20 protein-coding genes and 3 tRNA genes are annotated in these 19,942 nt (G+C 52.2%); 18 read left to right on the top strand and 5 right to left on the bottom strand.

The window, feature by feature from the left end; genetic code table 11:
• The first annotated feature begins 69 nt into the window (after positions 1–69).
• The 3 genes from DOQ08_RS03850 (at position 70) to nadA (ending at position 1,499) form a co-directional block, all read left to right on the top strand.
• Positions 70–145 (top strand) — tRNA-Lys (locus DOQ08_RS03850).
• Positions 146–205: 60 nt separating this feature from the next.
• Positions 206–281, top strand: a tRNA-Lys gene (locus tag DOQ08_RS03855).
• A 153-nt stretch (positions 282–434) separates the two neighbouring features.
• Complete coding sequence (nadA, locus tag DOQ08_RS03860) at positions 435–1,499, top strand: quinolinate synthase NadA (RefSeq protein WP_114333562.1); 1,065 nt, start codon at positions 435–437, stop codon at positions 1,497–1,499.
• A gap of 18 nt (positions 1,500–1,517) precedes the next feature.
• On the opposite strand, the gene DOQ08_RS03865 is transcribed toward nadA, so the two are convergent.
• Positions 1,518–2,987 carry a M48 family metalloprotease gene (locus tag DOQ08_RS03865; protein WP_114333563.1) on the bottom strand — a complete coding sequence of 490 codons (1,470 nt, stop codon included), beginning with the start codon at positions 2,985–2,987 and terminating at the stop codon, positions 1,518–1,520.
• 169 nt (positions 2,988–3,156) lie between these two features.
• Here DOQ08_RS03865 and DOQ08_RS03870 point away from each other — a divergent pair, with 169 nt between their 5' ends.
• The gene (locus tag DOQ08_RS03870; RefSeq protein ID WP_114333895.1) at positions 3,157–3,384 is read left to right on the top strand and encodes a sulfurtransferase TusA family protein; all 228 of its coding nucleotides are present in this window, start codon (positions 3,157–3,159) and stop codon (positions 3,382–3,384) included.
• 15 nt (positions 3,385–3,399) lie between these two features.
• Positions 3,400–4,479 carry an AI-2E family transporter gene (locus DOQ08_RS03875; RefSeq protein ID WP_114333564.1) on the top strand — a complete coding sequence of 360 codons (1,080 nt, stop codon included), beginning with the start codon at positions 3,400–3,402 and terminating at the stop codon, positions 4,477–4,479.
• Here DOQ08_RS03875 and DOQ08_RS03880 read toward each other — a convergent pair whose 3' ends face one another.
• Positions 4,480–4,947 carry a peroxiredoxin gene (locus DOQ08_RS03880; RefSeq protein ID WP_114333565.1) on the bottom strand — a complete coding sequence of 156 codons (468 nt, stop codon included), beginning with the start codon at positions 4,945–4,947 and terminating at the stop codon, positions 4,480–4,482.
• A gap of 74 nt (positions 4,948–5,021) precedes the next feature.
• Between DOQ08_RS03880 and dapA the strand changes: the two genes are divergently transcribed.
• The 5 genes from dapA to DOQ08_RS03905 are packed head-to-tail and all read left to right on the top strand — an operon-like array spanning position 5,022 to position 9,619.
• Positions 5,022–5,900 (top strand): 4-hydroxy-tetrahydrodipicolinate synthase, encoded by an 879-nt coding sequence (dapA, locus tag DOQ08_RS03885; RefSeq protein ID WP_114333566.1) that lies wholly within the window; start codon positions 5,022–5,024, stop codon positions 5,898–5,900.
• Positions 5,901–5,934: 34 nt separating this feature from the next.
• Entirely contained in the window at positions 5,935–7,035 is a 1,101-nt protein-coding gene (bamC, locus tag DOQ08_RS03890) for an outer membrane protein assembly factor BamC (protein WP_114333567.1), read from the top strand.
• A gap of 44 nt (positions 7,036–7,079) precedes the next feature.
• Positions 7,080–7,793: a phosphoribosylaminoimidazolesuccinocarboxamide synthase gene (gene purC, locus DOQ08_RS03895; RefSeq protein WP_114333568.1), complete on the top strand. Its 714-nt coding sequence runs from the start codon at positions 7,080–7,082 to the stop codon at positions 7,791–7,793.
• 35 nt (positions 7,794–7,828) lie between these two features.
• Entirely contained in the window at positions 7,829–8,563 is a 735-nt protein-coding gene (locus tag DOQ08_RS03900) for a TIGR04219 family outer membrane beta-barrel protein (RefSeq protein ID WP_114333569.1), read from the top strand.
• A 48-nt stretch (positions 8,564–8,611) separates the two neighbouring features.
• On the top strand, positions 8,612–9,619 hold the full coding sequence (locus tag DOQ08_RS03905; protein ID WP_114333570.1) for an NAD-dependent epimerase: 1,008 nt from the start codon (positions 8,612–8,614) through the stop codon (positions 9,617–9,619).
• Here the strand turns inward: DOQ08_RS03905 and DOQ08_RS03910 are convergent.
• Positions 9,607–10,401 carry an RluA family pseudouridine synthase gene (locus tag DOQ08_RS03910; protein WP_114333571.1) on the bottom strand — a complete coding sequence of 265 codons (795 nt, stop codon included), beginning with the start codon at positions 10,399–10,401 and terminating at the stop codon, positions 9,607–9,609. The genes DOQ08_RS03905 and DOQ08_RS03910 overlap by 13 nt on opposite strands.
• A 143-nt stretch (positions 10,402–10,544) precedes the next feature.
• On the opposite strand from DOQ08_RS03910, the gene DOQ08_RS03915 reads away from it, so the two are divergent.
• The 7 genes from DOQ08_RS03915 (at position 10,545) to DOQ08_RS03940 (ending at position 17,654) form a co-directional block, all read left to right on the top strand.
• The gene (locus tag DOQ08_RS03915; protein WP_114333572.1) at positions 10,545–10,721 is read left to right on the top strand and encodes a DUF2897 family protein; all 177 of its coding nucleotides are present in this window, start codon (positions 10,545–10,547) and stop codon (positions 10,719–10,721) included.
• Positions 10,722–11,176: 455 nt separating this feature from the next.
• Positions 11,177–12,097, top strand: coding sequence for a hypothetical protein (locus tag DOQ08_RS03920; protein WP_227537473.1), 921 nt, complete (start codon positions 11,177–11,179; stop codon positions 12,095–12,097).
• Entirely contained in the window at positions 12,033–12,476 is a 444-nt protein-coding gene (locus DOQ08_RS16175) for a hypothetical protein (RefSeq protein WP_227537474.1), read from the top strand. The genes DOQ08_RS03920 and DOQ08_RS16175 overlap by 65 nt, the downstream gene beginning before the upstream one ends.
• A 12-nt stretch (positions 12,477–12,488) precedes the next feature.
• Positions 12,489–12,770 carry an Ig-like domain-containing protein gene (locus tag DOQ08_RS03925; RefSeq protein ID WP_114333573.1) on the top strand — a complete coding sequence of 94 codons (282 nt, stop codon included), beginning with the start codon at positions 12,489–12,491 and terminating at the stop codon, positions 12,768–12,770.
• 57 nt (positions 12,771–12,827) lie between these two features.
• A complete protein-coding gene (locus DOQ08_RS03930; protein ID WP_114333574.1) occupies positions 12,828–15,485 on the top strand; it encodes an Ig-like domain-containing protein in 2,658 nt (885 codons plus the stop codon).
• 148 nt (positions 15,486–15,633) lie between these two features.
• Complete coding sequence (locus DOQ08_RS03935) at positions 15,634–16,353, top strand: response regulator transcription factor (RefSeq protein WP_114333575.1); 720 nt, start codon at positions 15,634–15,636, stop codon at positions 16,351–16,353.
• A complete protein-coding gene (locus DOQ08_RS03940) occupies positions 16,350–17,654 on the top strand; it encodes a sensor histidine kinase (RefSeq protein WP_114333576.1) in 1,305 nt (434 codons plus the stop codon). Before DOQ08_RS03935 ends, DOQ08_RS03940 begins: the two co-directional genes overlap by 4 nt.
• Here DOQ08_RS03940 and DOQ08_RS03945 read toward each other — a convergent pair.
• Positions 17,651–19,645 (bottom strand): LTA synthase family protein, encoded by a 1,995-nt coding sequence (locus DOQ08_RS03945; protein WP_114333577.1) that lies wholly within the window; start codon positions 19,643–19,645, stop codon positions 17,651–17,653. The two genes, DOQ08_RS03940 and DOQ08_RS03945, sit on opposite strands and share 4 nt — an antisense overlap.
• A 48-nt stretch (positions 19,646–19,693) precedes the next feature.
• Here DOQ08_RS03945 and DOQ08_RS15935 point away from each other — a divergent pair, with 48 nt between their 5' ends.
• Positions 19,694–19,831 (top strand): hypothetical protein, encoded by a 138-nt coding sequence (locus DOQ08_RS15935; protein ID WP_165823599.1) that lies wholly within the window; start codon positions 19,694–19,696, stop codon positions 19,829–19,831.
• Positions 19,832–19,850: 19 nt separating this feature from the next.
• On the opposite strand, the gene DOQ08_RS03950 is transcribed toward DOQ08_RS15935, so the two are convergent.
• A tRNA-Val gene (locus tag DOQ08_RS03950) sits at positions 19,851–19,927 on the bottom strand.
• Positions 19,928–19,942 lie beyond the last annotated feature (15 nt).

The raw sequence follows: 19,942 nt of genomic DNA on the forward strand, positions 1-19,942 counted from the left end.
AAAAATCAAAAAAACCCTGAGAAAGGGGTTGATCAGCAAAAAAATATCATTACTATACGCGTCTCCATTGGGTCGTTAGCTCAGTTGGTAGAGCAGTTGGCTTTTAACCAATTGGTCGATGGTTCGAATCCATCACGACCCACCAATTTCAGAACACCGGATTTGTCCGTTGTTCGTCGGGTGAAAAACCGGCAATACCAGTTATGGGTCGTTAGCTCAGTTGGTAGAGCAGTTGGCTTTTAACCAATTGGTCGATGGTTCGAATCCATCACGACCCACCAACACAGCAAAGCCGGAATAGTGGTTTTGCTCGAAAAAAGAGCCTTCGGGCTCTTTTTTTTTGCCTGCAGTTTTTGGGGAGATGTCTCACTGTCCTCAATTCAAATGGGGAAGTGATATACTCGGCCTGTAACGTTCAACGCAGAGATCCATCAATGACACGAGCGCAAGACCGTATCCTTGTTCAGGAACACCTGGCTCATGCCGCTGAGCCTAAGCCTCTCAGCACTAGCGAGAAAGCCGAGCTTGAGGCCCGCATCAAACAGGTACTTTTAGACAAAGATGCTGTGCTGGTTGCTCATTACTACACCGACCCTGATATCCAGCGATTGGCTGAAGAAACGGGTGGTTGTGTGGCTGACTCTTTGGAAATGGCGCGTTTCGGTAACCAGCATTCAGCCACGACCGTGGTAGTGGCCGGTGTCCGGTTTATGGGCGAAACAGCTAAGATTCTAAACCCTGAAAAACGCGTGCTGATGCCAACGCTGGAAGCGACATGCTCGCTAGACGTAGGCTGCCCGGCAGACGAATTTTCAGACTTCTGTGATCAGCACCCTGATCGAACCGTGGTGGTGTACGCCAACACCTCCGCGGCCGTTAAGGCGAGGGCAGACTGGGTAGTCACCTCAAGCTGTGCGCAGGCGATTGTAGAAGACCTGGATGCCAAGGGAGAAAAGATTCTTTGGGCGCCAGACAAGCATTTGGGTCATTACGTTCAGAAAACAACCGGCGCTGACGTGCTCTTGTGGGACGGGTCCTGCATCGTTCACGAAGAGTTCAAGTCGAGAGGGCTTGAAGATCTGAAGGCGCTTTACCCGAATGCCGCCATTCTGGTGCACCCGGAGTCCCCTGATGCAGTTGTGGAGATGGCCGATGTGGTTGGTTCAACGTCGCAGTTGATCCATGCCGTGCAAAGCATGCCCAATGAAGAATTTATTGTGGCTACTGACAACGGCATCTTCTACAAAATGCAGCAGTTGGCACCCAATAAAACGTTGATTGAGGCGCCCACGGCGGGGAACGGGGCGACATGCCGTAGCTGTGCACAATGCCCATGGATGGCGATGAACGGCTTGGAAAACCTGCTTCACGTGCTGGAAACCGGTGATCAGGAAGTTCACGTTGACCCAGCCCTTCGTGAAGACGCTCTGCGCCCACTTAAGCGCATGCTGGACTTTACGGCAGGTATGAACCTGAAAGCGGCGGGCAACGCCTCCTGATCGGTTTATAACGCCAGATCAGGACCTGTTGGCTTGTTGGATGCGGCTGGCGATATCGCTCAGCCGCTCACTAACCACTTGCCGTTCCGCAGAACCCGCTGGCAGTTTCTCTTGAGCTTGGCGCAGCTGGCGCTGAGCTGAACGGTAATCTCCTCGCAGAGCATCGTATTCCGCCCTCGCTCTATGAACGCCAACGATGTTTCTGGCCATGCCTTCCGCTTCCGCAAGCCGGAGCCAAATCTGATCGCCGGAAGGGCGCTGGCGGGCCAGTTCTTTCAAATAGCTGGCGGCGGCAGAGCCATTGCCATCGGCAATCTCAAGCCCAGCCAAGGCCCAGGTAATAGGGTAGTTGCGAGGGTTTCTTGAAAGTGCTGTTTTCAAGATCTGCCGAGCATCGTCGTAGCGTTTTTGCTCGGTGTAGACTTCAGCGAGAGAAACCTGAAACGTAATCCTTCCCGGATTTTTAGACAAAAGTTTCTGTAAGATTTTCTCGGCTTTATCCAGCTGCTTGTTTTCTTTGTAGGCAACGGCAAGTCCGTAACTGATCGCATCATGCTGTTTGGCATCGTCGCGGTTCACATACGACTCAAACACCTCGACCGCGGATGCGGGGGACTTGGCGTAATGTACCTGTAAACGGCTCCGCATCAGGTGATATTCCTGGCTGTCTTGTACGGTTTTGATTGGGTATTGCTCAGCTCTGTTTTGAGTGTCGGATACGCGACTTTGCGTTAGGGGGTGGGTAGAGAGGTATTCTGGCATCTGGTTCCCTTGCAGGCGGTTCTGACGCATCATGATTTCGAACATCTCCGGCATGCCTTTGGGGTCGAGGCCGGCGCTGGCCAGAATGTCCAGGCCCACACGGTCGGCTTCTTGCTCATGGGCTCGGCTGTAGGACAGCATGTTTTGAATGGCCATGGCCTGCGTGCCTGCGATGGCGGCTATGCCGATGTCGGATTGAGTAACGGCAGAGAGGACGATGCCTGCAATCATGCCCGCCAGTGTTAACGGTGCACTGGTTTCCTGTTGCTCCATGCGTCGCGCGAAGTGGCGCTGGCTCAGGTGCGCCAATTCGTGCGCGAGTACCGAAGCAAACTGCTGTTCTGTGGTGGCGCTCAGGAAGAGTCCGCCATTCACTCCGACGACGCCTCCCGGCACGGCGAAGGCATTAAGTGCCGGGCTGTCGATGAGTACCAGTTTAAGATTTCGGTTATCGAGCGGGGCGAACGGTACTAGCCGATAAATCACGCTGTATAGGTAGTCGTACACTAAGGGGTCTTGTACCTGCGGCGCTGAACGCCGGATAGACGTCATAACCTGCTCGCCAATGCTGGCCTCCTGTTGGCCAGCGATCAGCCCGCCGCTGCCGCCGAACGAGGGTAGGTCCGTTGATTCGGCCTTTGCCGCAGGAATTGCTAGAAAGGCTGTGAGCAGAACTGCCGCACTGAAAAGTAGATGGGTGCGGCGATTGTTACGAAGGAGCGTCATGGATTTTGGTGTCGCCTCAACATGAGTGTGTGGTTTTTTCTGCAAACGGTTCTATGGTGTCTTGTGCAAAAGGTCCGGGCAGTATTACCAACTGTTTTGATGCATTAGAGTAACACTGTCGGCATAATGCCTGCCCATTATTGAATGAATATTAATGGTGTTTCCCAACATGGCTGACAGAACTCTGGATGCAAGCGGGCTGCGTTGTCCTATGCCGCTACTGAAAACCAAGTTAGAGCTTAATGCAATGGCCTCTGGCGAGCGTTTGGAGGTTATCGCTACGGATGCCGGGTCAGCACGGGATATTCCCGCCTATATCAAATTATCCGCTCACGAACTCCTTAGCTATAAGGAAGATAACGGTGAATACCGGTTCGTGATAGAGTGCGGCGGTTAATCGTCGGAGCGTTTCATGATCAGAGTCTTGCGAGATCTCGCGAACAAATATTTTTCAGATGAAGAAGCGGTAGTACTGTTTCTTATCTTGTTAGCGGGCACTGTTTTTATTGTATGGTTCGGGGCCATGCTGGCACCCGCTATTGCTTCCTTGATTGTTGCTTTTATTTTGCAGGGGCTGGTGCTCAAGCTGCAACGGTGGGGTGTACCCGATTTCGTTGCCGTTATCAGTGTGTTCCTGATGTTTTTGGGTGTGCTGGTCGGGTTTCTGTTTGGCTTGCTGCCATTGGTTTGGTCGCAGGTGTCGAATCTTGCGAAAGAAGCGCCAAGAATTATTCGAGAACTCCAATCCTATTTGGCCGTGTTGCCTGATGAGTACCCGCATCTGATCTCCGCGGATGCGGTCAATGCCGTTTATCAGCAAGTGTCCACTGAGGTAGCCCATATAACCCAGTGGCTGGTGTCGTTTTCGTTGTCCAGCATTCCGGATTTGGTCGCGCTTCTGATCTACATGGTCTTGGTGCCGATTTTGGTCTTCTTCTTTCTGAAGGATCGGGAGCTTTTGGTTAACGCCTTCGCTCGCATGTTGCCTAAGCAGCGCCCGATGATGATCGGTATTTGGCATGAGGTGAACCTGCAGTGTGCCAATTATGTTCGAGGTAAAGCCGTCGAGATCTTGATTGTCGGCTCGGTGACCTACATTGCGTTTAAGGTCTTAGGTATGCCTTACGCGGCCTTGCTGTCGTTGTTGGTGGGCTTGAGCGTCGTCATTCCCTATATTGGCGCGGCAGTGGTCACGATTCCGGTTGCGGTCATCGGGTTGTTTGCGTTCGGTTGGGGCAGCCATTTTATTTGGGTGATGGTGGTATACGGCATTATCCAGGCGCTAGACGGTAATGTCTTGGTGCCGGTGTTGTTCTCGGAAGTGAACAACCTTCATCCGGTCGCGATTATTGTGGCAGTGCTGTTTTTCGGTGGTGTTTGGGGGTTGTGGGGTGTTTTCTTTGCCATTCCTTTGGCGACCATGCTAAAGGCCGTGTTTGCTGCCTGGCCGGTGAAGAATGATGCCTCCTCACCGGCAGTGCAGGCGAAGTGACTACAGTGCTTTGACGGCATCCAGCACTTCGTCGGCGTGGCCTTTCACTTTTACGCCACGCCATTCTTGACGGAGTATGCCTTCCTGATCAATCAGGAACGTACTCCGTTCAATGCCCATGTACTCTTTTCCGTAGAGCTTTTTGAGCTTAATGACATCAAAAAGCTTGCACAGGTCTTCGTCTTTGTCTGAAATCAGGTGGAACGGAAACTCGTGTTTGGCTCGAAAGTTCTCGTGCACCCGTAAGCTGTCGCGGGAAACGCCGAAGATTTCTGTGTTCAGAGCCGTGAATTGCTCCATGCGATCACGAAAATCCTGACCTTCGGTGGTGCATCCGGGGGTGTTGTCTTTCGGATAAAAGTAGATAATAACGTTTTTACCCTTTAGGTCAGCCAGGGTAATGGATTGATCACCGGTGGCCTGGGCCTGAAAATCGGGTACAGGCTTATTCAATGCTACGGATGACATGACATCTCCTTTAATTCCCTTGTGTCAGTTCGAGCCCAACATTACCATATCGGTTTTATTCGGACGGAGTTTTTATGATTACGGGTAGCCTCGTCGCACTAGTTACGCCCATGCATCCCAATGGTGACATCCACTGGGAAGATTTGGACAAACTAGTGGACTTTCATATCGAAAATGGCACTCATGGCATTGTGGCTGTGGGCACCACCGGTGAGTCCGCCACCTTGGACCCGAAAGAGCATTGTCGGGTTATCGGCCATATCATAAAACGAGTGAATGGCAGGATTCCTGTAATCGCCGGCAGTGGCGGTAACAGTACCCGGGAAGCGATTGATCTAACCACCGAAGCGCATAAGCTGGGTGCCGATGCTTGTCTGTTGGTTGTGCCTTATTACAACAAGCCAACACAGGAAGGCTTGTATCAGCACTTCAAGGCCATCGCAGAAGCCGTGCCGGGTATGAGTCAGATCGTATACAACGTGCCGGGGCGTACTGCCTGCGACATGCTTAACGAAACGGTTCTACGCCTTGCTGATATTCCCAATATTGTCGGCATCAAGGATGCCACGGGTAATATCCCGCGCGGAATCGAGTTGATTGAAGGTTTGGCCGGGCGCTTGGCGGTGTACTCCGGAGATGATGCTACGGCCGCAGAACTCATGCTGGCGGGCGCCAAAGGGAACGTGTCAGTCACTGCGAATGTGGCACCAAAGGGCATGTCACAGTTGTGTGAAGCGGCCATCGCAGGAAACGAAGAAGAGACTCGCCGCCTGAACGAGCAGTTGACACCGCTAAACCACAAGCTGTTTCTGGAAGCGAACCCGATTCCGGTTAAGTGGGCTCTGCAGCGTATGGGCATGATTGGTGAAGGGATTCGTCTGCCGCTGACGCCACTCAGCGAGAAGTTCCACGGCGAGGTGGAAGACGCACTCAAGGCTTCAGGTGTTCTCTGAGGCCAACTCCTTTTCCTTCAACCGGAGTAACCCGATGCAGGTTCCTGGAAGAACCCGTTACAAACTTGTATCCCTAGCCCGGCCTGTTGCCGGGTTTGTGTTTGCTGGCGCACTGGCTGGCTGTGGCTTATTGCACGATCGTTCTGAAGATTACGTGAATGCTCCTGAAGGCAAGCCGATTGAGGTGCCTGCCGGCTACGACAATACCCGTTTGGGTGAAGCCATGCCGATTCGCAGCATTCGTGCTGACGACTCCCGCCGAATGTACCCGTCTTCCATTCCCCGTCCTCCCGATATGACGTCTGATATTCTCGATGAGAACTACGTTATCGAAGAGCTGGACGGTCGATTGTGGTTGTTGGTGAACGATGTGCCGGGGCGCCTGTGGCCTGCCGCAAGTGCGTGGATGAACCAGTCTGGCTTGGGCGTTGCGCACGACAGCCCTCAGTTGGGAGTTTTGCAAAGCGAACTAGCCAATTTCAGCATGGCAGCTCGTGCTCTGCTTGAGTTGGATAATGCTCCTGCAGCGTCTGAGCCGAAAGTGCTTGTACAGCTCAGGTTGGCCCCCGGTATTCGCCGCAAAACCACGGAAATTCGCGCTCATGTTGTAGAGCTCGATGAAAAACCAGAGGCAGAGGGTTTGGTGGCCTGGAATGCGGATTCAACGGATATTGAACCATCGCAAGCGCTTCAAAAAAAGCTCTTGGGTGAGCTGGCAGAGTTTCTGAAACAGCGAGAGGACAGCAAATCGTTTTCCCGGGCGGCTTCAGGCATGGTAGCCAAGCCATTGGTTCGCCTGGTGTCTGAAGACGAGCAGGCGAAAGCTATTGAAGTCGAGTTGGATTACGGCCGCACTTGGGCTGAAGTGAATCGCTCACTCGAAGAAATAGGTGCAAACATTGTCGATATTGACCGTAGTGCTGGTTGGGTTCAGGTGGATTTCCGCACTGAAGACGAACGTTCGCCCGGCTGGTTCTCTTGGTTCAGTCACGATGAAAAGCTCACTCATACCCACACGGTAACAATCAGCCAGGCAGCCCCTGCCATGGTGGTTACGGCAGACCGCGTTGACACCTATAATGGTGAACAAACCAGTGCCGACCTGCTTACTAAACTGTTTGAACATCTGTACTGATTAACGGGGCGGCCGAGTAGGCTGCCGACCGTTTGGAGACCCTAATGGAAAAGCGCGAAGAACTGTACGCGGGCAAGGCAAAATCTGTTTACCGCACCGATGACCCCAATCGTTTCGTTCTGGTATTCCGGGACGACACCTCCGCCTTCGACGGCGAGAAGAAAGAACAGCTGAACCGCAAAGGCATGGTGAATAACAAGTTCAATGCCTTCGTCATGGAGAAGCTTGAGGCGGCCGGTGTGCCCACTCATTTTGAAGGGCTGCTGTCGGGCACCGAGTCTTTGGTGAAAAAACTCGATATGATTCCGGTAGAGTGTGTTGTGCGCAACATCTCAGCCGGTAGCCTGTGCCGCAGAATCGGCGTGGAAGAGGGCGTCGAACTGAATCCGCCGACCTACGAGCTGTTCCTGAAAAATGATGCCCTGCATGACCCTATGGTCAACGAATCTTTGGCGGTTAGCTTTGGCTGGGCGTCAGAAGCCGAGCTGGCGCAGATGAAAGAGCTGACCTACAAAGTGAATGACGTGCTCAAAACCCTGTTTGATGAAGCTGGCATGCTGCTGGTGGACTACAAGCTGGAATTTGGCCGTAGTGAAGACAAGATCGTCTTGGGTGACGAATTCAGCCCGGATGGCTGTCGTATCTGGGATAAGGAAACCCGTAAAAAGATGGATAAAGACCGGTTCCGTCAGGGGCTGGGTAGCGTGATCGAAACCTACGAAGAAGTAGGTCGTCGTCTCGGCATCAGTTTTGACTGATCACTATAATAAATAACCAAACGACAGGGTGTGTTATGCGTAAATTGATGATTGCTGTGGGTGGCTCTTTGGTACTTGCCGCTCCTTTGGCCAGCGCTGATGTAGTTGGTGCGGGTGCAAGTGTTAGCTACTGGAACTCGGATTTTTCCGGTGATGTGGTCAACAAAGGCGACGTTGTCGATATCGACAAAGACCTCAACATGAGCAGCGACGGCAACGCCAACTTTACCGCTAACTTTGAGCACCCGATTCCGGTTCTGCCGAACGTGCGGTTGAACTACACCGATATCTCTCAGAGTGGTCGTGGTAAAATTGGCCCTTCTAAGTTTGGAGACATTGTTAATGCTGACGTCAACTCTGAGTTGGATATCGAGCAGCTGGATGCGACTTTCTACTACGAAGTGTTGGATAACTGGGTAAACTTGGATCTGGGCCTGACTGTTCGTAAATTTGATGGTGAGCTAATCGTTCGCGACACCAGAGGTTTCTATGACGTCAGCGAAACCAAAGTTGATGCTGTTCTCCCCTTAGGCTACGCGTCCGTTCGCTTCGACCTGCCGTTCACGGGAGTATCCGTTGGTGGCGAAGGCAACGTGATTTCCTACAGCGGCGACTCTTTGTACGACGTTAATGTTTACGGTCAATTTGACGTTGCGGTACTGCGCCTGCGCGCCGGTTACCGTGAGATGGCGATTGATTACGAAGACGACGACGATCGGCTGGATGTGAAACTGTCCGGCCCGTTTGCAAGTATCGGCGTGGACTTCTAAGCAAGTTATTAAGGCGCCTCCGGGCGCCATTTTTTTGGAGAATAGATTTTGAAAATCCTCGTAACGGGCACCGCCGGCTTTATCGGCTCACACCTTGCTCATCGGCTGCTGGATCGCGGTGATGAAGTGATTGGTGTGGACAACGTTAACGACTATTACGACGTCAACCTCAAAGAGGCGCGGCTGGCAAGGCTGCTGGATAAGCCGGGCTTCACCGAAGTGCGGGAAGACGTGGCTAATCGTGAGGCAATGGAAGCGCTTTTTCAGAAGCACAAGCCTGAGCGGGTGGTTCACTTGGCAGCGCAAGCCGGTGTTCGCTATTCCCTGGAAAACCCGCACGCGTATATTGATGCCAACTTGGTGGGCTTTACCAATATCCTGGAAGGCTGTCGCCATAACGATGTAAAGCACCTGGTGTACGCGTCGAGCAGCTCGGTTTACGGTGCCAACGAGACCATGCCGTTCTCGGTACACGACAACGTAGACCATCCGTTGAGCCTTTACGCTGCCTCCAAGAAAGCCAACGAGCTGATGGCCCATACCTACAGCCATCTGTACAACATGCCGACCACCGGATTGCGGTTCTTTACCGTCTATGGCCCTTGGGGGCGCCCGGACATGGCACTGTTTATCTTCACCAAGAAGATTTTGGCAGGTGAGCCGATTGATGTGTTCAACCACGGCCAGCACAGACGCGACTTCACCTACATTGACGACATTGTGGAAGGCGTAATCCGCACGCTGGACCACGTAGCGAAACCGAACCCCGATTGGTCAGGAGCTCAGCCAGACCCGGGAACTAGCAAGGCGCCATACCGTATCTACAACATCGGCAGCAACAGCCCGGTAGAGTTGTCTCGCTTTATTGAAATCATCGAGGACCGGGTGGGTAAGAAAGCGCAGAAGAACCTGTTGCCGCTGCAGCCGGGTGACGTGCCAGCTACTTACGCCAACGTTGATGATCTGATCAACGATGTAGACTACAAGCCGGCCACACCGGTTGAAGAGGGTATTGCCAACTTCGTTGACTGGTATCGGGATTTCTACAAGGTCTGACCGAAGGTCTGCCTGCGCTTCATCAGCGGGCAGTCGAAAGCCAGGTGCACGGCTTCAAGCTGAAGTCCTGATGCATCTGGCTTGCCATAAAGCCTATCTCCGACAATAGGATGGCCGATGCCCGCAAGGTGCTTTCGAATCTGATGCTTTCGGCCGGTTTCGATGGTTACCTTCACCACCGTAGTGTTTGCTTCATCATCAACGCTCAACGTTGTTACCCGGCTGATCGATTCCTTGCCATCCAGTTTCGCATCAATTACTAAATTATCCGCATCCAGCCGGCCTGACACTGTAGCCTGATAGATCTTCGTTACTGTGCGGCCTGAAAAAAGTTGCGAAAGTGCGCCTGCGGCTTTGCCGTCATGAGCAACCAACATTAATCCAGCGGCATCGCCATCTAAGCGATGAACTAGAAAGCAGGGTTTATTCAGTTCGATTTCCGCAAGGCGAAGCAGGCTGCAATGATCCCCCCACTGGGAGCCTTGGGAAAGAAGGCCGTGGGGTTTGAACCAGACGCTGTAACTCCGAAGGGCTTGTACCAATTTCGGCGGCTCGGGGATCTTCGATAGTACTTGATCGTCATAAAAAAGCTCGATGCGCGCACCAGGCTTCAGTTCCCGTTTAGCCTTTCGAAGCCGAACCTTCTTACCTTTCTGTGTCCACCAGCAAGCTCCTTTTGCCATTGCGTCTTTTATACGCTGTTTGGGCAGTCCCGATGCGTGCGCCAGTGCATCCACGGCGGTTTGAGCGGATTCAACGGTGATATCAATCTGTTTGCGCATCGGGGGTCCAGGAGGCTGCGGATGTCGGGGCAATGGTACGAAGCTACAGAACGCGGGACAAGAGGTTTTGTACTGCGAGGCTGAGTTAATTAATCGAAGGGTAGGGTGTACACTGAATGTAAAAGCTACGAAGGAGAACGAAAATGCCACTCATAGGATGGTTGTTCATATTAGCGGCGTTTGCCATGGTTATTGGTAGCCTGTTATTCCTAAGAGACAGTGCCAATATGAAAATTCCGGAAGACAAGCTGGAAAAAATCCGCGCTCGCAAAGCTCAACTTGAAAAAGAAGAGCGGGAGGAGGAAAAACGAGAGGGTTAAACGTCAGAATCCTGCCAACAGCACGTAGTCTTGAGCGAGATAGAAAGCCCAGTCGTAGTAGTAATATGGATCTAAGTACTTGGAATCAAACAGTTCGGGGTGATCCGAGACCACTGCCAAGGCCATGATACAAGCTGCATACGTGCACTTTTTTCCTTTTCCCACGCTTAACTCCTTCTAAGCAAACTACAGTTGAGCTTTCAATGTGTCTAGGTTGGCTACATATTGAAGGTGCGTATGAGAAGAATAGTAGACACAGCCCGAGCATCCAGTTTTTTTCTGTTTTTTTTTGCGCATAACCGAATCTCAGAATAAAGGCCGTTCGTTTTTTGGCCTATTAAGAATGCGTAGAAATGCTGATTTCCGCTAAGACAGGCTGTATTGTTGCGGTAGTCATTTAATGATTACGGATATTCGCGCCTAAAACCTAAAATAAGAAAGCAGGATTTGAAAACATGCCAAGGCGCGCAGTGCAGTTGTGCGCCGTTCTTACGTGCGGGCTAATCGTACCGAATGCCGATGCTAGCATGGGTAATTTGGGGACCAGCTACGGATTAATGCCGCAGGATGTCGCCACCGCGCAAGGCCTTTCGTTATTCAACAGCGAGGCTTCTGCTACTTATTACAACCCCTCTTACATAACCACTGATAAGCGTGGAGAGATGACGGCGGGTATTCTCCACGCCGAACAAGAGCTCAGGACAACACGCCCTGATGCACAAGGGAACGTATTGTCGAACTCCCCCACCCAACACGTACTGCTCGGTTTCAAAACGAATCTTGCGTCTTTGACCCGGAAAAGCCACCCCGTTTACGTAGGCGTGATGCTTGGCTTGGAAAAGTACGGTAAAGAGATGTTGGCATTCCGTTCCGAAACCTCAGACTCCGGGCAGTATCTGAAGTTTGGAAAACAGCCTTTGTTTCTGAATCTCGGGGGGGCGACCGTGCTTACCGAGGGGGTTTCTGTCGGGGCTTCCGTGCGGCTAACCTTGAAATCCCGGGCAGAATTGAAAGCTTTCTCAACGCTTGAAGGCGAGACCAGCCAAGAGCGTTTGCAGGTAAATGCCCAGCCGTCGTTGAAGGCAATCTTAGGGGCGACCATAGAGCCCTCAGCGTTGTTCTGTGATACCGCGTGTTTTTGGGATGACTGGGAAGCGGCGGTGGTGTACCAAACCAAGTCGTCATCGTCGACCACGATCGACGCTAATGTGGTCGTCAACCGCACAATAGCAGAGCCCGGCCTGTCTTTAGCGGTAACGACCATCGAAGCGTTTCAGCCGGAAAGCTACAACGCGGGTTTTCAATATCAGAATGACCGTTGGCGAGTATCAGCGATGGTCCGAGCTGACCGACGAGTTCTCAGGCGATACCATTAAGGATCAGGCTGAGCTTCCCCCGTCTCAGCGTATTCAGTTTGAAGACATTGTTGTTCCTCGCATAGGCGCTCAATACCAGTTCAATGACCGGTGCTCGGCCAGTGCAGGGTTTGCCTTTGAGAAATCTCCCTTGGAAACCGAGCGTAATCCCGGGCTTAACTATTTCGATAACGACAAGGCCGTGTTAGGGCTGGGATTAACGGCGGTATACGACCAGACGCGTGTGTTTAGCTACCCGGTTCGATTCGACTTAGCGTACCAATACCAACGGTTGCTTGAGCGGGATTTCATCGTTGTTGATGGTAGCGGTAACGAAACACCGGTTGTAGCAGATGGCGATATACACGTTGTTAGTACCTCAATTACCTTCAAATTCTAAAGGGGCCGCCAGGTGAAAACGAAGCTACTAGCACTGCCCGTTATAGCCCTTCTTGTTGCCGCCTGTGGTGACAGTGACACCCTCGAGATTGAGGCGAAAACAGATAACCCTGATCTTGTGTTTTCTTACCCCACCGATGGGCAACGCAACGTAAGCCCGGCTGCGCAGGTTATCCTGAGATTCTCGGAACCGGTCGATACGGAATCGCTTAAGGCCAGTGCGAAGCTGACGGCAGGCACAGACGTGGTCGATTACTCGCTTGAGCGAACAGATGGAGGGTACAGCGTCAGCTGAACGCCGGTAGAGCCACTCCGCGTTGGAGCCGAGTATGAACTTGTATTCGACGAAACCGTGCTCTCCGAGAACGGGCGGCCATTTCGAAACCTGAACGACAACCTTGTTAACGATGTACCGGGCATACAGTTCGTAACCCGAGGCGGCCTCACGGGGCTGGCCAATGAAGACGCTACCGCGCAGGCATTCGCGATCGCCGCTATGACCCCCGCTCCGAACACTCTGTTCGAACCGTCAGACTTCGCTTCGTTTCGAGTTGAATTGACTCATCCGATCCATCCGGATTGGCAAAAGCTTGGCGGTAAGATTGAGCTTTTGGACGGCGAGGGCAATCCGGTGCGGGCAGATGTGTTTGTTCAGGACCGTCGGATTACCGTTGACCCCTGCGTTGCGGACAATGCCGCTAACTGCGGCTTGCCAGGGGATAAGCTGACCAGTGACGAACGCTACACTCTCAACATTCAATCGCTTCCATCAGTCACCGGGGAGCATCTAAGCAGCAAAACTGAATTCAAGGCCATTAAAACGGAGCCTACGGTTGTACAGTTTCAGAATGTGACGGACCCGGGAATTACGGAAGGTAGTGCCAACTTGATTTTGTCGAAATTGAACGGTCAGCCGGTCAACGGAGTCATTTTGAATTCGATGTTGCTTGGCACTACTGATGCCTCAGAGAGCAGCGGTGGCCTGTACAGTGAGTTAGCCTATGCGCCAGCATTCGGAGCCGACGAGCCTTTGCCGATCCGAGTGCCGCGGGGGACTCGGTTGATTGGCAGTTCCATTGAAATGAAAGCCAATGGCACTGTCTCGGTGCTTGATGCCGATACCGGCCAGTCCCTTCGTTCTGGTGCATTGAATGTTATTACGATTACCGATGCCACGGGTTATCTGATCCCGAACCCGTATACCGATGATGTCGAAGCGCCGAGCCATGTTCGATTGTTTATCGATGCGCAGATGAAAGCGTTTGACAACCGAGCGCCGGACCGTGATCCGCCGAAGCTTGTGAGTTGGTCACCCGGGCCTGACGGGAAATACGAATTCATGCCCGATCGGGATGAAATGCACCGACCCGGCGATCCGGTAACCCTGTTTTTCGATGAGCCCATTTTAGCCTCATCGGTTGAATCTGGTGTCACCCTGAAAGATGGAGCACGCAAAGTGCCTGTTAAGTATTGGGTGGACGGCGCATCGGTGAATTTTAACCCTGAGGGTGGGTTGCAACACGGCGTTCGTTACGCATTAGAGATTAACTCAAACCTTACTGATCTTGCGGGTAATGGTATGCCGCAGCAGGTTCTGGAGTTTGAATTGCCCGATTTGGGGCAGGATGTTGCCAGGGTGTCGCCGATTGTTCTGACCGCCTATCCGGGGTACCCCTGTGTAACGACAGGGCAGGATTTAGCCAACAACAAGCACGGCCAATGTATCGACAAGTCCAGTGAGGACGACGGTGCGCCGCTCGGTGAAGTCATACCCCTGAGCATCTTGCCTCAGGATCGCCCAATTTCCGTGTTGTTTTCACAATCACTCGATAAAACTACAGTGCGATTAGGGGAGACCTTTAGAGTTGATGCGGTTAACGACGATGGGACTGTTCTCACCGAGAATCTTCCCGGCCGGTTGGAATTCAGCAATCAACGTATCCAGTTCTATCCTGCAGAACCTTGGAAAGTAGATGGGCTGTATCGCTATACCATAGCGTCCAGTCAGGATGGGAGCTGTACGAGCGCGATTTGCTCTGAACCAGATCAAAACGGCGGTGGGTTGCCCGTTCAGACTGACCTGCTGGTTGACCCTGAAGATATTGGCGGCCCGGATTTGGAAATCTATTTCCGCGGTGGGCCGAGGACCGACTCCGTGTTCGTGCCGCTGCGAAGTGTTCCGGTGCGCGATGTAAACTCCAACTATATGATTGATTGTGAGTCGGCGGATAACTGCCTGGAGCCGTTTAACCATAAACTGGATCCTCGCGGCGCGGATGCACCAACGCCATGCCGGCCCAGCGAGAATGCGACCACTATTCTGGCTGGTGGCAACTCCAAGTTCCTGGGTGTTCCTTCGATTCCGACAAGGATCGGGTGTGCTCCATCAAAAAGCGGAGATTGTCCTGAAGACAAGATTTTGTACAAAACCTACGGGCTGAACATTGAATTCGAAGGGCCGATTGACCCAGACGTGTTCGGGAAAGAAGGCGTTGAAGTCAAAGTGTATCCGACGATCATTGCCACCACAGGGGTTAGTGTATTTTTGTCTGGGGTAGGGGAGCAGAATACCGGGCCAGCCATCGTCCGGATTCGGCACGTCCCCACCGAAGACAATCCCCAAGGGCATCTTGTGGGCTTGATTGACGAAGGCCCGGACGGTGGGCTCAGATTCACCACGACGGCTCCTGCGCATCTGGATGCGCCTAACCTGAGGCTAAAGCTGGCAGGAGTGGATGGCACTTGGTTGTTGGATCACGATATATACAGCAAGGAGTTTGTGCTGGAGCTCTCGGGCCCTGTTCGTCTAGTTGATGATGGGCGATTGCTGGTGACTCTCGAAACCTTGAAGGCGGTGGAGTTGTCGGCCAATGTGGATTTTAAGAATATACTCGAGATTTTTCGGGGTATGGTCGAAATCCCCTTGGTCATTCCAGCCGGCGGGGCGAATTTGAACTTGATTTCGCTTCCGATTAAACAGATGCCGGAGGCTTATCAGGTAAAGCCCTAAGTCGTCATCTACAGTACAATATGATATTCGCCCAGCCCTGCTTGCAGCGCTGGGTTTTTCATTGTCGGCATGAACAGGCCGGGAAGAGTTCTATTTGAAATACTAGTGGGGCAGCGATGAATGCCACCCACTAACGGAGTTGGCGCAAATGACATCACACCATGCACGACTGCGGCTATTAATTGTCGAAGATCAAGTGGATCTCGCGGAGAATCTGTTCGAGTTTCTAGGTGAGGACCGCTACGTCCTCGACTTCGCTGCCGACGGGCTAACCGCATTGCATTTATTGGCGACACAAAGTTATGACGTGATCGTACTAGACCTGATGCTTCCGGGGGTGAATGGCTACGAGATTTGTCGGCGCATTCGTGAAGACTTGCAGTGCCAAACCCCGGTTATTCTGATGACCGCATTGGGTGCGCTGAATGACAAGGAGAAGGGCTTTGAATGCGGTGCTGATGATTACTTGGTGAAACCGTTTGAACTGCGAGAGTTACAGCTCAGAATTGATGCGCTGAATCGACGATATTCGCCACAACGGTCAGTGTTGATGGCCGGTGATATCCGGTTCGATCCCGGTACATTGGAGGTAGAGCTCAATGGCATCAAGGTGACTTTGTCTGGTACTCCTGCGCGGATTTTCGAGTTATTGATGCGAGCCTACCCGAACTTTTCAAGCCACGAGGCTTTAAGCGAAGCCGTGTGGGGTTCCCACCAGAAAGAGGCCGAAGTAAACAGCCTGCGCACTCATATTTATACGTTGAGAAAAGCATTGCAGGCTGGATTGGGCCATGGTCTGGTGAAAACGATCCATGGTCGAGGGTATTGCTTGAGTTCCCCTCTGCTTGGAGTGACTGATACGCCATGAAGCCTTCTTTGACCGCGCGTTTAACCCGAACGCTGTTCTTCCTTATCGTCGTGACGACCGCAACCTCGATGTTCGTGGTTGAAATGTTTGTTGAGGATGTGGAGGAGACGATTCTGAGTAGTGAACTCAAAGCCGATGCACAGTATTTCACGGAGCAACTCGGTAAGGGCAGTTTTCAGCCAGTCAAAACGGGGCGTCTAGAGGCGACCTTTCTTGCCCAAGGAGAGGGCGAGGCAGTACTTCCACAGTATTTTCAGAATCGCCCCCTGCCGTTTTCGGAAGAAATAGAAGTGGGGGATACCACGCTACTGATTATTGGCGAACCGATTGAAGAACCAAGTGGTACGCTCTTTTTAGCTCAAGATATCAGCATCATGGAAGGGCGCATGGGCATGGTTCAGCTTGTTCTGCTGGGCGTGGCTGGTTTTATGCTCATTGTCAGCTTTTTCGTCGCCCGAGCGGGAGCGCAGTATCTGGTGCGGCCATTCAAAAAGCTGACTCTAGACGTGTCTAACACGGTACCAAGCCGCAGCTTGTCTATGGGGCAAATCGCCACCGACTATAGAGACCGAGAATTTTGCGACATCGCCAATGCGTTTAACCGTTTCCTATCTGAGATTGAGGCACATATCGAGCGAGAAAAATCATTTGTGAAACTCGCCAGCCACGAGCTTCGTACGCCTTTATCGGTGATGAGTGGTGCCTTGAATGTGCTTGATCAGCGGCAAAGCCTCTCTGCCGCTGATCAGAAAACCCTTGCTCGAATCCGGCGGGCGATGCAAACCATGCGTGACGATACCGATGTTTTGCTAGAACTTGCGCGCAGTGAAGTAACCGAAAGCGATGTCAAAACTATTGATGTGCTGGGCTTCGCTCAAAATGCTGTTGAAGAGCTAGAGCACGGGCACCCAGACGATGCGGGCAGGGTCGAACTCTATAAGGATGTCGCGGGGCTTGAGGTCATAGCGCAACCTGCTCTTGTGCGCATGTTGCTGCGTAACCTGTTGCAGAACGCACTGCGTCATACCCATGGGAAAGTTGAAGTCAGATTGACCCGTAGCAGCCTCTCTGTACGGGATTTCGGCTCGGGGCTTCCGGCTCATATAGCTGAGGAGCTGAAAGCTCAGGATAATGCTAGTCAGAAGGCAACCTCGGCCGGGCAATTCAGCAATACCACTTTTGGGTTGCTAATTGTCCGGCTGGTATGCGAAAAGCTGGGATGGCGTTTAGAAATTCCGCAGTCTGACAGTCAAGGGACAGAGTTTGTAATTCATGTTTCGAACTTACCCGGCGCGAACTAATTCGGTACCCCATACGCTTGGTCGCGGTACAGTTTCAGCGGCAGAATCGCATGGGCCAACGCCTTCTTCAAGTCGGCTTGTTTGGGTGCGTCTGATCGGTAATCAGTGTTTCCGGTTTCTGGAGAATAAACACCAGACAAGGGAGAGTTTTCTGGCCTTAATACCGTCACCTTGAATTCACTGTCCATCCACGCGTAATAGTCATTAAATTGCATAATTGCACGGCCCGGCTCATCCGGGAATTTAGCGAAATCCCGACCGATCATGGGATGTTCTCCAGCTACGCCCATGAGCGAGAGCAGCGTCGGGGCAAGGTCCACTTGGCTGGCTATTGTTTTAATGTGCCGCCCCTCAATATCCGCTCCCAGTATGAGCCCGGGAATCTGGAAGTTCTTGATAGGCACCAATTCATCGCCCCAAACCCGCGCGTCGTGGTCTGCCACGACGAGGAACAGGGTGTCCTTCCAGTAGTCGCTCTTTCGTGCGGTGTCTATAAACTCGCCTAAGGCATAGTCGGCATATTTCACGGCATTGTAGACGGTATTCTTTTCCTCATCGTAACGCTCAATTCTGTTGTCGGGATATTCAAATGGGGTGTGATTGGATGACGAAAACACTAACCGGAAAAATGGCTTGCCAGTGTTGTGCAGCTTTGAGATATCTTCATGGGCTTTGGCGAACAGATCTTCATCACTGACGCCCCAGCTTCCGGTGAAAGCGGGGTTGGTGTAATTTTGTTGATCGATAATCTGGTCAAACCCGTTGCCCGTGAAAAAGCTGCGCATGTTGTCGAAATGCGCTTGCCCGCCATAGATAAACCCGGTGTCGTAGCCCTTACTTTTGAGTAATGAGCCCAGCGTAAAGAACCCTGATTGAGAAAGGGAAAGCTTCACAACACTGCGAGCAGGGGAGGGTAAGAAGCCAGAGACCACTGCTTCAATACCTCGAACCGACCGGGTACCCGTCGCGTAAAGATTATCGAACCACCACCCCGAGTCTTTCAGGGCTTCCAGTCGTGGTGTGACCGGCGCTCCGCCCAGTGATTCAACGAATGTCGCGCCGAGGCTTTCTTCGAGAACGATAACAAGGTTTAAAGGGCGTGTTCGTTCTTTCGCCGGTCGTTGTTGGTGCAGCGTTGGGAATTGTTGAGAATTGAACGCTTCGTTGCGGAGCCATGGCTCGCTTCGGACTTCATTAACAATGTCAGCCAATGCCATCTCGCCGTAACTATCAGTCGCAGTGTCTTCATGTTTCAAATTGTAGATGGCAAAGGCCACCGACCAAGTTGAGTTGATGATCAGGGAATTCACAAGCGCATCGGATGTAAGGGCAAACATCGCCGGGTTTGCAGGGCGATGGCCTGTGGTCGAGCGAATGCTTATAAATACCGCGATCACCACGATGGGCCACACTAAAATCGCTTTGCGATAACTGCCCGGCTTAGCATTTCGCATCGATGCCCTGAAGAAACGGGCAAACAGATAGGTAACTGAGAAGCAAAGAATGAGCCCTAAAATAACGCTAGGCAAGTAGCCTTCCCAAAGCATGCTAAAGACTTCTTTTGGGTAGCTCAGGTATTCGATAAACAGGCGATTTGGCCGGGTATCGTATTCATTAATGAACGTTGGAGTTGCCAGTTCCATAAAAAGAAAGGCGAAAACGACGACGAGAGACCACAGGCCTGTAAGTCGCTTCCAGAAAGACCAGCTGAAGCGGTGGCCTAACAGTGGCAGCAATAATACGAGTGGCGCAACGGCCATACCGGCCATGATCAGATCAACCCGCAGCCCGACTATAAATATGCTGGGCCAAACAGGCGTTTCTATCACTCGGTCCAATTGCCAGGCCACCAGCAGCATGCGGGATAGGCCGCCAATTACCAGTATTGAGATGAACAGTATGACAATTGGGGAATACGCCCCGGCCCAGTTCAGCCAACGGTTAACACCGGCGGAATTAGAAGTATTACGAGATGAATCGAACGAACCCATGCATTTACCTTAAGCGGATGAATTAGCCAGAACTCGCTAGGAGTCGCAATGCAGGATCAGGATAAAGCGGGGAGTGTCAGCAACGGTTCAGGAAAATATCAAGAAAATGTCAAACTGGACGAGGGCAGTATGGAGGGGGGGCAAATTCGAGGCACAAAAAAAGCCACTTGGCTTTTGCCTAAGTGACTTTTCTGCTTGCAGGGAATGGTAGGACCACCCAGATTCGAACTGGGGACCTCTACCATGTCAAGGTAGCGCTCTAACCAACTGAGCTATGGTCCTATGTCCTGCAACGGG

It is taken from the genome of Marinobacter litoralis, assembly GCF_003336705.1.
GTDB lineage: Bacteria > Pseudomonadota > Gammaproteobacteria > Pseudomonadales > Oleiphilaceae > Marinobacter > Marinobacter litoralis.

Coding starts and splice junctions, on each gene's coding strand:
- nadA (WP_114333562.1), top strand. CDS start 435: ATGACACGAGCGCAAGACCGTATCCTTGTTCAGGAACACCTGGCTCAT.
- DOQ08_RS03865 (WP_114333563.1), bottom strand. CDS start 2,987: ATGACGCTCCTTCGTAACAATCGCCGCACCCATCTACTTTTCAGTGCG.
- DOQ08_RS03870 (WP_114333895.1), top strand. CDS start 3,157: ATGGCTGACAGAACTCTGGATGCAAGCGGGCTGCGTTGTCCTATGCCG.
- DOQ08_RS03875 (WP_114333564.1), top strand. CDS start 3,400: ATGATCAGAGTCTTGCGAGATCTCGCGAACAAATATTTTTCAGATGAA.
- DOQ08_RS03880 (WP_114333565.1), bottom strand. CDS start 4,947: ATGTCATCCGTAGCATTGAATAAGCCTGTACCCGATTTTCAGGCCCAG.
- dapA (WP_114333566.1), top strand. CDS start 5,022: ATGATTACGGGTAGCCTCGTCGCACTAGTTACGCCCATGCATCCCAAT.
- bamC (WP_114333567.1), top strand. CDS start 5,935: ATGCAGGTTCCTGGAAGAACCCGTTACAAACTTGTATCCCTAGCCCGG.
- purC (WP_114333568.1), top strand. CDS start 7,080: ATGGAAAAGCGCGAAGAACTGTACGCGGGCAAGGCAAAATCTGTTTAC.
- DOQ08_RS03900 (WP_114333569.1), top strand. CDS start 7,829: ATGCGTAAATTGATGATTGCTGTGGGTGGCTCTTTGGTACTTGCCGCT.
- DOQ08_RS03910 (WP_114333571.1), bottom strand. CDS start 10,401: ATGCGCAAACAGATTGATATCACCGTTGAATCCGCTCAAACCGCCGTG.
- DOQ08_RS03915 (WP_114333572.1), top strand. CDS start 10,545: ATGCCACTCATAGGATGGTTGTTCATATTAGCGGCGTTTGCCATGGTT.
- DOQ08_RS03920 (WP_227537473.1), top strand. CDS start 11,177: ATGCCAAGGCGCGCAGTGCAGTTGTGCGCCGTTCTTACGTGCGGGCTA.
- DOQ08_RS16175 (WP_227537474.1), top strand. CDS start 12,033: ATGACCGTTGGCGAGTATCAGCGATGGTCCGAGCTGACCGACGAGTTC.
- DOQ08_RS03935 (WP_114333575.1), top strand. CDS start 15,634: ATGACATCACACCATGCACGACTGCGGCTATTAATTGTCGAAGATCAA.
- DOQ08_RS03940 (WP_114333576.1), top strand. CDS start 16,350: ATGAAGCCTTCTTTGACCGCGCGTTTAACCCGAACGCTGTTCTTCCTT.
- DOQ08_RS03945 (WP_114333577.1), bottom strand. CDS start 19,645: ATGGGTTCGTTCGATTCATCTCGTAATACTTCTAATTCCGCCGGTGTT.
- DOQ08_RS15935 (WP_165823599.1), top strand. CDS start 19,694: ATGCAGGATCAGGATAAAGCGGGGAGTGTCAGCAACGGTTCAGGAAAA.